This window comes from Oscillibacter sp. ER4 (assembly GCF_000765235.1).
In the GTDB taxonomy this organism is placed as follows: Bacteria; Bacillota; Clostridia; order Oscillospirales; family Oscillospiraceae; genus Hominicoprocola; species Hominicoprocola fusiformis.
On the sequence record NZ_JPJG01000072.1, the window covers coordinates 1 to 14,385 of the forward strand.

At 59.1% G+C, this 14,385-nt stretch carries 13 protein-coding genes; 6 read left to right on the top strand and 7 right to left on the bottom strand.

The window, feature by feature from the left end; genetic code table 11:
• Nucleotides 1-193 (top strand): hypothetical protein (locus NI20_RS15510; protein ID WP_206538569.1); only part of this gene is annotated, 193 nt, incomplete at its 5' end.
• A 158-nt stretch (nt 194-351) separates the two neighbouring features.
• Nucleotides 352-894, top strand: a complete 543-nt coding sequence (locus tag NI20_RS0111340; protein ID WP_033121515.1) for a stage V sporulation T C-terminal domain-containing protein — start codon at nt 352-354, stop codon at nt 892-894.
• Nucleotides 895-931: 37 nt separating this feature from the next.
• On the opposite strand, the gene NI20_RS14735 is transcribed toward NI20_RS0111340, so the two are convergent.
• Nucleotides 932-1,063 (bottom strand): S-layer homology domain-containing protein, encoded by a 132-nt coding sequence (locus NI20_RS14735; protein WP_197055390.1) that lies wholly within the window; start codon nt 1,061-1,063, stop codon nt 932-934.
• 12 nt (nt 1,064-1,075) lie between these two features.
• Nucleotides 1,076-2,728: an InlB B-repeat-containing protein gene (locus NI20_RS0111345; RefSeq protein ID WP_033121516.1), complete on the bottom strand. Its 1,653-nt coding sequence runs from the start codon at nt 2,726-2,728 to the stop codon at nt 1,076-1,078.
• A gap of 58 nt (nt 2,729-2,786) precedes the next feature.
• On the opposite strand from NI20_RS0111345, the gene NI20_RS15760 reads away from it, so the two are divergent.
• The gene (locus tag NI20_RS15760) at nt 2,787-2,945 is read left to right on the top strand and encodes a hypothetical protein (RefSeq protein ID WP_242842990.1); all 159 of its coding nucleotides are present in this window, start codon (nt 2,787-2,789) and stop codon (nt 2,943-2,945) included.
• 3 nt (nt 2,946-2,948) lie between these two features.
• On the opposite strand, the gene NI20_RS13880 is transcribed toward NI20_RS15760, so the two are convergent.
• The 5 genes from NI20_RS13880 to NI20_RS0111370 form a co-directional block, all read right to left on the bottom strand.
• Nucleotides 2,949-3,377 (bottom strand): TetR family transcriptional regulator, encoded by a 429-nt coding sequence (locus NI20_RS13880; protein ID WP_242842991.1) that lies wholly within the window; start codon nt 3,375-3,377, stop codon nt 2,949-2,951.
• A 268-nt stretch (nt 3,378-3,645) separates the two neighbouring features.
• Nucleotides 3,646-5,241 carry a hypothetical protein gene (locus NI20_RS0111355; RefSeq protein ID WP_033121517.1) on the bottom strand — a complete coding sequence of 532 codons (1,596 nt, stop codon included), beginning with the start codon at nt 5,239-5,241 and terminating at the stop codon, nt 3,646-3,648.
• On the bottom strand, nt 5,235-5,948 hold the full coding sequence (locus NI20_RS0111360; RefSeq protein ID WP_033121518.1) for an ABC transporter ATP-binding protein: 714 nt from the start codon (nt 5,946-5,948) through the stop codon (nt 5,235-5,237). Before NI20_RS0111360 ends, NI20_RS0111355 begins: the two co-directional genes overlap by 7 nt.
• A 155-nt stretch (nt 5,949-6,103) precedes the next feature.
• Nucleotides 6,104-7,138, bottom strand: a complete 1,035-nt coding sequence (locus NI20_RS0111365; protein WP_033121519.1) for a helix-turn-helix domain-containing protein — start codon at nt 7,136-7,138, stop codon at nt 6,104-6,106.
• 251 nt (nt 7,139-7,389) lie between these two features.
• The gene (locus NI20_RS0111370; protein ID WP_197055391.1) at nt 7,390-8,811 is read right to left on the bottom strand and encodes an NCS2 family permease; all 1,422 of its coding nucleotides are present in this window, start codon (nt 8,809-8,811) and stop codon (nt 7,390-7,392) included.
• A gap of 234 nt (nt 8,812-9,045) precedes the next feature.
• Here NI20_RS0111370 and polA point away from each other — a divergent pair, with 234 nt between their 5' ends.
• The 3 genes from polA to tsaD are packed head-to-tail and all read left to right on the top strand — an operon-like array spanning nt 9,046 to nt 13,212.
• Nucleotides 9,046-11,697 carry a DNA polymerase I gene (gene polA, locus NI20_RS0111375; RefSeq protein WP_052084636.1) on the top strand — a complete coding sequence of 884 codons (2,652 nt, stop codon included), beginning with the start codon at nt 9,046-9,048 and terminating at the stop codon, nt 11,695-11,697.
• Between the two features lie 13 nt (nt 11,698-11,710).
• Complete coding sequence (gene rimI / locus NI20_RS0111380) at nt 11,711-12,199, top strand: ribosomal protein S18-alanine N-acetyltransferase (protein ID WP_033121520.1); 489 nt, start codon at nt 11,711-11,713, stop codon at nt 12,197-12,199.
• Nucleotides 12,196-13,212, top strand: a complete 1,017-nt coding sequence (gene tsaD / locus NI20_RS0111385) for a tRNA (adenosine(37)-N6)-threonylcarbamoyltransferase complex transferase subunit TsaD (protein WP_033121521.1) — start codon at nt 12,196-12,198, stop codon at nt 13,210-13,212. Before rimI ends, tsaD begins: the two co-directional genes overlap by 4 nt.
• Nucleotides 13,213-14,385 lie beyond the last annotated feature (1,173 nt).

The following is a 14,385-nucleotide window of genomic DNA, read 5'->3' on the forward strand; positions in this document are numbered from 1 at the left end:
CAAGCTCTGTGCATTTCGCACAGTTTTTCATCTGGTGCTTGTCAAAGTTTCGTTGTTTAATTTACAAGGTGCACGCTCCATTCGCGGAACAGTATGTTATTATACACGCATCCCAGGAAATGTCAAGCGTATTTTTCAAAGTTTTTTTGGTCTGTCACTTCTTTCAGTTTCATCATCTAAAATCCGCCCTTAGCTGTGCACAATATCCACATTCGCTCCTCTTTCACCTTATTTTGTTAAAAAACATCATCCTCAGCGCGCTGCAAAATCTTCCAGCCGCGGCTTTGGATAAATTGGCGGCTTTTCCAAAGACTAAGTGCAGTTTATCGAGTATAAAAGGAGTTTTGATAGATGAAAGCAACCGGAATTGTCAGACGGATCGACGACCTTGGCCGCGTTGTCATTCCCAAGGAGATCCGCCGCACCATGAGAATCCGCGAGGGCGACCCGTTGGAGATCTACACGAGCAAGGACGGGGAGGTCATTTTTAAGAAGTATTCGCTCATGGGCGGCGTGGACGAGTTTGCCGCGCAGCTGTGCGACACGCTGAGCAAGTCGACCGGCACGAGCGTGGCCGTGACCGACCGCGACAGCGTCATCGCCGCGGCAGGCAGCGCGCGCCGCGACCTCATCGGCAAGCGCATCAGCCCGCAGCTCGAGCAGATCATGGAGGACCGCGGTATCTACCGCGCCGTGCCGAGCGAGCGCAGCGTGTTCGTCACCGAGTCGCTCGACCGCTACTGCGCGACCATCGCCGCGCCCATCATCTCCGAGGGCGACGCGCTCGGGCTCGTGGTCTTCATCGGCACCGAGGGCGAGTCGGCCGCGGGCGAGACGGAGTACAAGCTTGCGCAGGCCATCGCAGGCTTTCTTGGCAAACACATGGAGAGCTGAAAAAAGAGGACGGCTTTGGCCGTCCTCTTTTCCTATATTATATAGTATCGCTCACTTTTCGCCCAGCGCGGTAGAGCATCGTCACGATCTGGGCACGGGTGCAGTTGTCCTGCGGCAGGAGGCGGTTGTTGTCGCCCTTGAGCACACCCGCGTTGACAGCCCAGTCCACCACCTCGAGCGCTTAGGACGAGACGAGCTCGAAATCCGCAAACTCGCGCGGCCATGCCGCCCTGCGTCGTGTCCATGCCCTGCGCCTTGGCGAAGCGGTAGAGCATCGCCGCGACCTGCTCGCGCGTAACGAAGTCGTTCGTGCCGAAGCGTTCGGCGAGAAGTGCACCGCGTCCGTGCCGGTGACGATGCCGCCCTCCGCCGCCCAGAGAACCGCGTCATAGTAGTACGCGCCCGCAGGGACGTCGACGAAGAAGTTGAGCATCGTGTTGTCGTCCATGAACGTCGCCGCGACGGTCACGGGGCTGGACGGCATGGTGAAGGTGTATTTGCCGTTGCCTCTGTCGGTCAGGTCGAGCGCGCTGCCGTTCTTGTCGGTGACCGTCAGCGTTTCGAGCGCGTAGCCCTTATCGGGCGTGACGGTGACGGTCACAGTGCTGCCCTTGGAGGCAGACTTCGGGCTGACGGTCACGCTGCCGCGCGCGCCGTCAGAGACCGCAACGTCATAGCGCGGTGCGGATGGGGCAGATGTGTGGATTTTCTCCCATTTCGCCGTCAGGGTCAATTTTTCTGTCACAGGCGTGTCAAAGTCCCATTTTGCATTTCCGTTATACCAGCCCACAAAACGGTAGCCGGACTTGACGGGTATATCCGGCGCGCTGGCCTTACCGTTGACTACCTGCATGGCATAGACATTCTCGCCGTCCATATAGGTCACCTCGTGGCCCTGAATGGAATAGTCCGTTTTTGCGTACGCTCCCTTCAATTTGTCGTAGAACGTGCCTCCGGAAATATAAGCGGGAGTCGCGCCCCCGCTACTGCCCTGATGTCTGACCGTGACCGGCCCGTAGAAGCTGCCGCCTCTGATTTCACCGTTTTCATCTCCGGCATAGACCGGGCAGTAATAGCTTCCGCTGGAGATCGTGACACCGGTGGCATCCACCCGGCTGGCGTTTTTCACAGTTAGGTTCGCATTCTTTGAGAAGTCACGGGAATCGCAAATGGTCAACAGATTCCCCTGCATATCCAAGGCATAATCCTTATCAACGGTGACACCGTTCAAGATCAGGTCGCCGCCGATGCTCGCCGCCTTTTTCAGGTTTTCCATGTCGGAGACGGAAAGCCCGCCGTTGTTGACCAGTGTGCCGTCCACCGTCAGCGCGACGTTTTTCCCCAGCGACAACAGGCCGGACTCTGCCGCTTCTGCATTCGTAGTCCGGACAGTCGTCACGGTACCGCCCTGATTGATTGTCAGAAAAGATTGATCGCCTTCGAAGGTCACCTCGCAACCCGCGCCCACGGTCAAGCTGCCGTTGACCGTTACGCTGTCGCAAGGATAGAAGAATACTCTACCTTTCAGCGTCAGCGCCCCGCCCTTGGCAATGGTCAGGGGAGGCCGGAGGGACAGACTGGGAGCATGGGTGCCGTTCACCAGTGTGATTGGCCGGTCAATGGTCAGCTCTTTGACATTTTCCGTTGCATTGACCGTGATTTCCCCCATCAGCTTGATCGTCGTGACGTTCGGGTCCGCCAAGGCTCCAACCAACTCGTCCGATGTTTTGACCTCCGTTGCCGTCCCGGCGGTCTCCTTCGCCGCCGCCACCGTCGGCAACAGCGTCAGGCACAGGCACAGGGCCGTCAAAAAGTTGAAAATACGTTTTTTCATATCATTCCTCCATCAAAGCGATTGGTGCATCCGGTGGATGCACCAAGGGGATATCCCCTTGCGGTTTTTCTTAAAATGCCGGTTCGGCCTTCACGGCCTCGAAACCCTTTTCGGCCTGCTGGACGGTCGTTTGGATGATGCCCGCCGCCATGGCGTGCAGGTCGAGCTGCAAAACGGCCGCGCTGACCCCCGCCGCCGCTCTGGCGGCACATTGTAGAGCTTAAGCGCGCACTCCAAAAAGCGCGCGATCTTGCGCTCCACGGTAAAGTACATGTCGCACGGCACGGTCACGAACGAGCGCATCATGCTCGCCGACGCGATCTCCATCTCGCAAAAGTCCTTCGGCTCCGCGTCCGGCAGATACGCGCCGAAAATGGTTTGCAGCCGCTCTGCTGTACTGTGGTACAGATAGTTTGCTGTGGTGGACAGCGAGTACGCCATGACATACAGCTTGCGCAGTGGCTCGGTCAGCTCGGCGATGTGGAGCTGGATGGCCGTCTCCACCGCGTAGAGCACGTGCCGCGCTGTGCTGCTCGGCCAGCGTGAACTGCCCGCTGAACATCCGCTTGTCAAGCTCGAGCAGCAGCGCCTCCTTACTGGGAAAGGCCCGGAAAAACGAGCTTGGCGGCATGCCCGCGGCGCGGGCGATCTCCGCGGTCGTCGTGCCCTCATATCCCTTTTCCAAAAACAGCTTTACGGCGGCGCGCAGCATCTTCTGCTGCGTCAAAAGTCCGCTCGCCTGCTTGCCGCGCAGCAGCATATCGATCACGCTCCTCAAAGTCTACTTGTGAGTGTAGTCACATAACAGCATGGTCCGCCGCTTTCCGCAAGAACGAACTGTGTAAATTTTTGCCCCTGCCTATATAAAAGAAGTGCGGCGGTCCTTCGACCGCCGCACTCTCTCATTTTATTTTCCTTTACAGCATCGCAAAGCGCTGTGCGCCCTTCGTTTTGAGCCAGCGAAGAAGCAGCGCTGTCACCGCGAGCGTCACCGCCGCCGCGACGGCAAGATACGCAGCCGCGCCGAGCTTCCACCCCTGCCAGAGGTAGAGCCCCGCGAACACGATGGCGTAGAGCCAGCCGCCGAACAGCGCGATCGTCACGGCCAGACTTTGCTTGATGGGCATGAGCTCGCTCGTCCACGTCAGGTTTGCCCGCGCGACGCCAAGCGTCAGCCCCAGGCACGCGGAAAACGCGATGTACGCGAGTGCCTCGGCAAAAACGAGCGGCAGTGCCGCCGTCACAGGCAGGATAAACGTCATGCAAACAAGCGGCACGAGCGCTGGAAGGGCCGTGAGCGCAAGCTGCACCTTGAGCTTTGCGCGAAGCACCTGCCAGGGCTTGACGGGCAGCGATTGCGCGAGCCAGAGGGACTTTCCCTCGAGCGAGACCGACGGCGTCGCCATGTCGTTCATCGACGCAATGGCGCACACGCCGGTGCAGAGCAGCACTTCCGCGCAGCCGCTCTGCGAGGTGAAGACCTCGTTCAGCAGCGACACGACCGTTCCGCCCTTCCACAAAAGCAGGATGCCCGAGATCGGCAGCAGCAGGATACCGAGGCCGCTGTTGAGCATGTAGTTCGGGCTCGCGGTGAAGCGCGCGAGCTCCTTGCCGAAAAGTGCCCCATCGATGCTCCGGCGCTTGACGGCCTTTTCGCGGTACACAGCCTTGCCCGATGCGCCCGACGCGGTCGTGATCTGCAAAAAGCTGCGCGAGAGCAACGTCCACGTCAGCGCAAACAGCGCGAGGATGACCGCCGCGCTCAGCAGCATCGCTGTCACATCGCCCGTACCGGTCAGGCCAAAGACGTAGAGCGGGTGCGCCGCACCCTTGATCTTCTCACCGTAGACCGCGGCGTTGGCGACGAGCTGCTCGATGGCCGTCTGCGCCTTGAAGACGAAGAAATAGTAGATGGCAAGCCCCGCGAGCGAGACGATGACCGTGATGAAGCTCTTGTGCTTGAGCTTACGGCTCACCTTCGCCACGACCCAGCCCAGCGCGCACGAGAGCGTGAGCACGAAGATTGAGATGAGCGCCGTCAGCAGCACGCCGCTGAGGAGCGCCATCGGCGCCGCCGAGACCGTGACCCAGTAGACGATGACCGCGGGCAGGATGACGACCGCGGAGTACATGAGGCCCATGAGATAGACCGTCAGCAGCCTCGAGGCCATCAGCGTCCGCACCGGGATGGGTAGAGACAGCAGCAGGTCGTTGTCCTTAGCGAAGTACAGGCCCGAATACGTGTTGAACACGCTGCCGAACGCGCCGAGAAAGATGGCGAGCAGCGACATGAGCGCAAAATAGAGCCAGCCCATCCCCGCCTGCGTAAGCGGCGCACAGAGCGAAACGGAAAGCCCCGTGAACATCCCGCCGATCAGGCCGATCATCAACGCGGCAAAGAGCAGGATATAAGCGATAATCCCCGCCGTCGAACGTTTTTTATTGGTTTTGGCATTATAAAAGTAGCTGCGGAAAATTTCCATCAGCTGCTTCTTGACGAGCGTTTTCAGCATGATTCGCCCTCCAGCTCAAGGAAGACCTCCTCGAGCGAGTCGTCGCCCTTGACCTCCTCCATCGTGCCGGAGCGGATGAGCTTGCCGCCCTTGATGATGGCGACCTTGTCGCAGAGTTTTTCGGCCACCTCGAGCACGTGGGTCGAGAAGAAGATCGCGCCGCCCGCGTCGCACACCTCGCGCATCATGCCTTTCAGGATATGCGCAGCCTTCGGGTCGAGGCCGACGAACGGCTCATCCATCAAAATGAGCTTCGGCTCGTGCAGCCACGCCGAAATGATGGCAAGCTTCTGCTTCATGCCGTGGGAATAGGCCGCGACGGGCTGGGCCAGGTCGGTCGTCAGCTCGAAGAGGTCTGCATACTTGCGGATGCGCTCCTGCCGCGCGCTTTCCTCTACACCGAAGATGTCGGCGATAAAATTGAGGTACTGGATGCCCGTCATAAACTCGTAGAGGTCGGGGTTATCCGGGATGTAGGCGAGCATCTTCTTGCAGGCGGTGGGATCGTCCTGAATGGAGTGCCCGCCGATCGTGATCCTGCCGGAATCGAACTGCTGGATGCCGACGACGGATTTGAGCGTCGTGGTCTTGCCCGCGCCGTTGTGGCCGATGAAGCCGTAGATCTCCCCCGGCGCGATGTGGAGCGAAAGATCGTCCACGGCCTTCTTTTCGCCGAAGGTCTTGGTCAGGTGTTCAATATAGAGCATAAGGTTCTCCCTCTTTTCTTCTTGCAGCCGTTTCGAATATCTTTGCGATATCAAAATCATATCATGTGATTTCCAACTGTCAAGAGCCATTTTGTAAATGTAAAGTTTGCTTTACTCGTAAAAAATCACTGCCGTCCCCATTTGTCAAGTGTGCTTTATATTTTATCTTTGTGATGCAGCACGAGCGACACAATACCCATCACCGCCGCATACAGTACGCCGCCAACAGCCCAGATAAACCAGCTATACTGCGGCTGGCCGTTCCCCTTGGGTCCGAAAGTGTAGAACAGGAAGATCGCCGTCACGCTCAGCCAGTAGATGAGCGACACCGTGCTCATTACGCCGCTGCGCGCCTTCTTTTTGCGCGTGTAGTCGCCCTCCTCGAGCAGCTGGTCCATCGCGCCGGTGTACGTTCCGCTCCAGACGAGCACGCCCACGCCGCAGGCGACCAGAAGCAGCAGCGCATCCACCGCCGCCGCGGCGTAAACATCCGCCGGAGCGACGCGCACGAGCAGCGCGGCGACATCGGACGACGCGAGACCGACCCCGAGCATCAGCGGCACGACAGCAAGGATGCACAGCACCACGCCGAGGATCGTACAGCGCGAGGCGGTCGGCTCATAGGCCTTGCGCCGCTCGCGCACCATGCCGCTCACGCCGTACTCGGTCTCAAACGGCTCTTTTTCAAGAAAGTCGAATTCCTTCGTCTTCGCCCCGCACGAGAGGAACATCCCCACCGCAATGGCGACCAGCACCAAAATGACGCTCACGCCGAGACCTGCGGCCAGATCCTCCGAAATACCGCCCAGGCCCGCGTCCGCCATGGCGGAGAGAAAAATGATCACGACCGGCGAGACGATGCACATCGCCACCGCCAGTGCGATCTTCGGCGCGCAGGCCTTGCGCAGCGCAAGGTATCGCGCCGCCTGCTCCATCGTCACTCTCCGCAGCGGCGTTTCGTCCGCCTCGGATTCGACGAACTCCTCTTCTTCGAGTTCGTCCTTTAATAAATAGTCGGTGCTCACTCCAAACAGCCGGCTCATCTGCACCACCTTGTCAAGGTCGGGCACGGACTGCGCGCCCTCCCACTTGGATACCGACTGGCGCGTCACCCCGAGCTGACTTGCCAGCTCCTCCTGCGACCAGCCCGCCTTTTTGCGCAGCGTGATGATTTTATCCGCTAAGATCATATCGTCTTCCTCCTGAATTCTAAGGCGCGGTCCCGCGCCGTCTGGATGGCGTTATCATAGCCTATTTCGCGGTTGCGGGAAAGAAAGCGCACTGTCAAATTTGTCAACCGGCAGTTGCAATCCTTGATTTTTCAAGTTTTTTTCGCCGTGCGCTCCTATTACCCTATGTATCTTCGTCATGATATCATACCGCGGCGCAGAAAAAAAGGGCGTCCCGTACGGGACGCTCTTTTTAAGGTTTTTTCACACACTTACACAACGGCGAAGAACTTGACAAGGAACAGCGCGGAGATCACGTAGGTCAGAACGCTGACGTCCTTAGCCTTGCCGGAGAGCACCTTGACAAAGGTGTAGGAGATGAGGCCCAGGCCGATGGCGTGGCCGATGGAGCCAGAGATCGGCATACCGATGAGCATGATGGACACCGGCAGCATTTGGTCCATGTCGCTGAAGTCCACATTCTTGAGGCCCTGGAGCATCAGAACGCCGACATAGATCAGCGCGGCGGAGGTCGCAGCGCCGGGGATGACGGCGGCGATGGGGGCGAGGAACATGCAGGCGAGGAACAGGATGCCCGCAGTGAGCGCGGTCAGGCCCGTGCGGCCGCCCGCTTCCACGCCGGAGGCGGACTCGATGAACGTGGTGACGGTGGAGGTACCGGTGCAGGCGCCCGCGACCGTACCGATGGCATCGGACAGCAGGGCTTCCTTCATCTGGGGCATGTTGCCGTCCTGATCGACCATGCCGGCGCGGGAGGCCGTACCGACGAGCGTGCCGATGGTATCGAACATATCGATCATGCAGAAGGTGATGACGAGCGTGATGGCGGTGAACCAGCCGATGTTCACAAAGCCCGCAAAGTCAAACTTGAAAAGCGTGGTGGAGACCATGTCGGCGAAAGGCGGGACAAAGCTCGCAGTCGCGAGGCTCGCAAACGGATTGACATGCAGGAAGATGGCGCTGCCCGCCCAGTAGATGACGGACGAGAACAGCATGCCGAGCAGCACTGCCGCCTTCACGCCCTTCTTGGCGAGGACGACCATGACGAAAACGCCGAGGAACGCGGTCACGACGGTCAGGACCATCGCATCGTAGCCCGAGCCCATGTTGCCCTTGATGATGCTGGGCGTCAGCGCGCCGAAGAAGTCACGCATCATGTAGAACGGGCCGCCGTTTTCAGAGTAGATACCGACGTTGGAGCCAAGGCCCACGTTCATCAGCATCAGGCCGATGGCGGGAGCGATGCCGTAGCGCACGCCGAGAGGAATGGCCTCCACGATCTTCTCACGCACCTTTAAGAGCGTGAGGATGAGGAACACGATACCCTCGACAAGGATGATGACGAGCGCCGCCTGGAACGCGGACTCGTACTCGCACTCGTTGATGACCGCGATGTTGGCGACGACCACCGCGAAGAAGCTGTTGAGTCCCATGCCGGGCGCCATGACGAACGGCTTGTTGGCGAAAAACGCCATGCAAATCGTGCCGATCGCCGAGGCGATGCAGGTGGCAAGGAACACACCGTTCCACAGCGGCGTACCCACTGCAAAGTTGGTCAGCAGGTTCGGGTTGAGCGCGATGATGTAGGCCATGGTCATAAACGTGGTAAGACCGGCAAGGATCTCGGTGCGTACCGTAGTACCGTTGGCCTTCAGCTTAAATAGCTTTTCCATGATTTTCTCCCTTTCTTTTTTGTTTTTCCGCCCGCTTCCTAACAAAAAATTAGGAAGCAAAACAGATTTTCAGTCAATATTATAAACATCCCGACAAGAAATTGCAAGTGTTCTGTTTATTTTTACCACACTTTCTCACTCCGCGCCGAGAGTTCCGCCGGTTTCTGTTGTGTTTTTGTTTGCTTTGCGCTATACTATATTTAGTAAAAATTTGCATTTTGGGAGGTGCATGCCGTGAAGCTGATGGTTTTAGATGGCAACTCCATCATCAACCGCGCCTATTACGGTGTCCGTCCGCTCACCACGCGCGACGGGTTTTTCACCCACGCGATCTTCGGCTTTCTGACGATGCTCGGCCGCTTACTCGACGAGGAAAAGCCCGAGGCGCTGTGCGTCGCCTTCGACCGCCGCGAGCCGACGTTCCGCCACCTCGAGTACGAGGGCTACAAGGCCACGCGCCACGCCATGCCCGAAGAGCTCGCCATGCAGATGCCGGTGCTCAAGGACGTGCTCGACGCGATGAACATCCCCCGCTACGAGCTCACGGGCTTTGAAGCCGACGATCTGATCGGCACGATCTCGCGCAAGTGCGAAAGCGCAGGCTGGGACTGTGTCGTCGCCACGGGAGACAAGGATTCTTTGCAGCTCGTGACCGAGCGCACGACCGTCAAGCTCATTTCCACGCGCATGGGGCAGACCACGACGAAGGACATGACGCCCGAGAGCTTTCGTGAGGTCTACGGCTTTGCGCCCATCCACATTGTCGACCTCAAAGCCCTGATGGGCGACGCGAGCGACAATATCCCCGGCGTGCCGGGCGTTGGCGAAAAGACGGCGATGGCGCTCATCCAGAAATACCAGAGCATCGACGAAATTTACCGGCTGCTCCCCGATATCGAGGCCAAGCCGAACGTCATCAAAAAGCTCACCGAGGGCGAGGAGAGCGCACGCCAGAGCTTCCATCTCGCGACCATCGTGACGGACGCACCACTCGAATTTTCTCCGCAGGACAATCTGCGCAAGGCGCCGTCAGACGCGCTCTATCCGCTCTTTATGAAGCTGGAATTTACCAAGCTCATCGAAAAATACGGCCTCAAGCCGTCCGACGGCCTTCCCGAAGTCGAAGCGCCGAAGGACTGCACCGTGACGGCCGAGGTCGTGAGCACGGAGGCGCGCTCGGACGAGCTGCTCGCGCTCTTCCGCAAGGCGGCGCACGTCACGCTCCTCGCGCTGCCCGATCTCTCGGGCGTGATCGTCGAGTGCGGCACGGGGAATGACAGCGTTCTCTCCGCCGAGTTCTATTTCAGCCGCTATGAGGGCGACTGGAACGCGCTGCTGCGCGCCCTGTTCTCGGATGATATCAAGAAAGTCAGCCACAACGTCAAGGACCTCCAGCGCGCGCTGCTCGAAAACGGCCTTCCCATCGAAGGGTTCATTTTTGACACCGCGCTCGCAGGGTACCTGCTCGACGCGACGGCGGGCAAGTATGATATCGCGTCGCTCTTCGCCGCCTACTTCCACCAGACGCTTGCCGAGCCGAAGCACTTAGATCCAGACGCTTTCTCGATGCTCGGCGACACGGCCGAGGCCGAGACGGCGTTCCATGTCTATACCAGCGCCGTCGATGCGCTGTATGAGGCCTTTGCCCCCGAACTTGAAAAGCGCGAGCTGCACGAGCTTTATTATAAAGTGGAGCTGCCCCTCTGCGCCGTGCTCGCGCGCATGGAGCACGCAGGCATGCGCGTGGACGCGAACGCTCTCGCGGCCTTCGGCAGCGAGATGGAGATGCAGCTCAAAATGCTTGAGCAGCACATCTATGAAGAGGCCGGCGGGCCGTTCAACATCAATTCCCCCAAGCAGCTCGGCGAGGTGCTCTTTGAACGCTTGCAGCTCCCGCACGGCAAAAAGACGAAGACCGGCTGGTCGACGAACGCGGACGTGCTCGAAAAGCTCCGGTGGGAGAATCCCATCGTCGAAGAGGTTTTGCAGTACCGCCAGTACGCGAAATTCCGCTCGACCTACTGCGACGGTCTTTTGAAGGTCATCGCGCCTGACGGGCGCATCCACACGAGCTTCCAGATGACCGCCACGGCGACGGGCCGTTTGAGCTCGACCGAGCCGAATTTGCAGAATATCCCCACGCGCACGCAGCTCGGCAGCGAATTCCGCCGCATGTTCGTCCCAGCAAGCGGCTGCGTGCTCGTCGACGCAGACTACAGCCAAATCGAGCTGCGGCTGCTCGCGCACATCGCGGACGACGAGGCGATGAAGCAGGCGTTTCTGACCGGCGAGGACATCCACACCGTCACGGCCGCGCAGGTCTTCGGCGTGCCGACTGATCAGGTCACCAAGCAGATGCGCTCGCACGCGAAGGCCGTGAATTTTGGCATCGTATACGGCATTTCCGCCTTCTCGCTCGCGCAGGACATCGGCGTGCCGGTGTACGAGGCGAAGGAATATATCGAGACGTACTTTGAGCGCTTCCCCGGCATCCGCCGCTATATGGATGAGGTCGTCGCGCAGGCGAAGGAGCGCGGCTATGTCGAAACACTGATGCACCGCCGCCGCGCGCTGCCCGAGCTGGCGGCGAGCAACTTCAATACCCGTTCGTTCGGCGAGCGTGTCGCGCGCAACATGCCCATCCAGGGCACAGCCGCGGACGTCATCAAGCTCGCAATGGTGCGCGTCGACGAGCGGCTGCACAAGGAAAACTTAAAGGCAAAGCTCATTTTGCAGGTGCACGACGAACTCATCGTCGAGTGCCCGGAGGAGGAAAAGGAGACGGTCGCACGGCTCCTCACCGAGGAGATGGAGGGCGCAGTGCACCTCTCCGTTCCCCTGACCGCCGAGGCCCACTGGGGCATAAACTGGCTGGAAGCCAAATGACCGGAGGAAACCAATGGAACAGTTAAAGAAAAAAGTCCGCATCGTGCCGATGACGAACGAATATTTGAATGACGTTGCCGAGCTTGAGCGCACATGCTTCTCGAACCCCTGGTCGCGCAACATGCTCGCAGAGGAGCTTGAAAACGCGTGCTCGGCCTTCTTAGTCGCGCTGGATGCAGAAAACGGCAGCGTCGTCGGCTACGCGGGGCTGCTCGCCGTCGCGGACGAGGGCTGCATCACCAAGATGGCCGTCCGCCCCGACTGCCGCCGCGGCGGTGTGGCGGGGCAGCTTCTCGACGTGTTTATCCGCTTCGCCGAGGGCAGCGGCCTTGCGTTCTTGACGCTTGAGGTACGTGAGAGCAACTATGCCGCCATCGCGCTGTACGGCAGCCGCGGCTTCCGCGGCGAGGGCCGCCGCAAAAACTACTACGACCACCCGAAAGAGGACGCCATCATCATGACGAAGGAATTCGGCGCGGCAGAAGCGGAGGCGCAGCAATGAAAATTCTCGCTTTTGAGTCCTCCTGCGACGAAACCGCCGTCGCGGTCGTCGAGGACGGACGAAAAATTCTCTCCGACGCCATCGCGTCGCAGGCCGACCTGCACGCGCTCTACGGCGGCGTCGTGCCGGAGATCGCGTCGCGCAAGCACATCGAGGCCATCGCCGCGCTGACCGATCAGGCGCTCAAGGAGGCGGGCGTCGAGAAAAAAGACATCGACGCCGTGGCCGCGACCTACGCGCCGGGTCTCATCGGCGCGGTGCTCGTGGGGCTGAACTTTGCCAAGAGCGCGGCCTACGCGCTGAATGTGCCGCTCATCCCTGTGCACCACATCCGCGGCCACATCGCCGCGAATTACTTAGCGTTCCCAGAGCTTGAGCCGCCGTTTCTGGCGCTGTGCATGTCCGGCGGCAACACGCTCATCGTCGACGTGCGCGACTACACGGACTTTGCGCTCCTCGGCGCGACGCGTGACGATGCGGCGGGCGAGTGCTTTGACAAGGCCGCGCGCGTGCTCGGCCTTCCCTACCCCGGCGGCGCGGCGATGGACAAGCTCGCCCACGAGAGCGAGGGCGGTGTCTACGAGCTGCCGCGCGCGAAGATTGACGGGTGCCCTCTCGATATGAGCTTTTCGGGCCTCAAGACCGCCGTCGTAAACCTTGCCCACAACGCCGAGCAGACGGGAAAGCAGCTCGACCGTGCGGCGCTTGCGCGCGACTTCACGCAGGCCGTTGTCGACGAGCTCGTCCCGCGCGCGATGCTCGCCATGCAGCAAAGCGGGCGCAAGGTGCTTGTCGCCGCAGGCGGTGTCGCCGCGAACTCGTTCATCCGCGCAGAGCTCGAAAAGGAGTGCCGAAAGCACGGCTACCGGCTCTACATGCCGCCGCTCAAGCTCTGTGGTGACAACGGCGCGATGATCGGCGCACAAGGGTATTATGAGTATCTCGCCGGCGCGCGGGCGGATTGGGCGCTGAACGCGTATGCGACGAGAGATATTGACGATCCTATCGTCTGAGGGTTTACAGCGCGGCAGCGCTGGTTCTTATTCCCCTGCACCGTGCAGGGGTGCGTTAAAGGGGGCCATTCTCTCACGTGAGAGAATGGCCCCTTTTGATCCCCCAAGAGAACGCAAGGGGCCTTGCCCCTTGACCCCGCACATTGGCAGTTTGTAGCTCGAAGAACTGCACGCGCTGCGCAAAGTAAGTGCGGTGTACATGGCTTCGCCATGAACCCCTACTACTCGTTACCAGTAGCAACCGCGCCTTACTATCGTGAGGCGCGAGTGACGTTTTCTCGGCGGCAGACTGCTTGCGGAATGCGGCATTGCTGCGCTCGCCGCATTGTAGGGACTGGCGATAGACGGAAATTACTGTGCACTCCCACAAGATGGGCAGAGCGGCAGCGGATAATAGGAGCAGGCCAAATCGTCTAGCAACACCAAACGCGGCAACGCCGCGATCAGGGCAGTGCAATCGGCAAGCATTGCAGCTCTTCGAGCTGCTCGCTTGCAATGTAAACCTTTCTCTCGGGGGATTTAAAGGGGGATACTCTCTTTTGTGAAAGAGAGTATCCCCCTTTGCCTCGTGCAGCGCCCGCGGCGCTGCTCCCCCTTGCAGACTGCAAGGAGTCTATTCCATCTTGCATAATTCCACGATTATGGTAACAAATCGAATTTCTGTTCTGCCACGAATTTTCCAATTCCAGAATTATGTAAATTTCGACACACGCCTATCTGCACAGTATGTTTTCCACTCCGCGGAAATCAAATCAATTTTTCCCTGTCAAATCAGGGGATTTTGAGAAATCCACTTGTGTGGAAAACTCTGTGGAAACTGTGGATAACTCACCGTAGAATCTCTTTATTGAATTTATTATGTTAATCTGTCAGTTTCGATCAAACATTGCCGCATCGCGGCGGATTCTGTCGGGAACGCGGCTACTTTGACGGCTTTTCGCAACTTCCGTCATGTCTGCTGATTTTTATTTTTGCCGTTCTGCCGAATCACAAGAGCCTTTCTGCACACGCATTTTGCAGAAGCTCTGCAAAATATACTATTTGTATAGAAACTGTAAAGGCCCTGCCGATTTCTGAAGTGACCCCATTTGTTAGACAGTATGATATACTATCTAAGAAGTGGGGTGTTTTGCTATGCCAAAAGGAGTACCAAACAAACGATATACGCCGGAG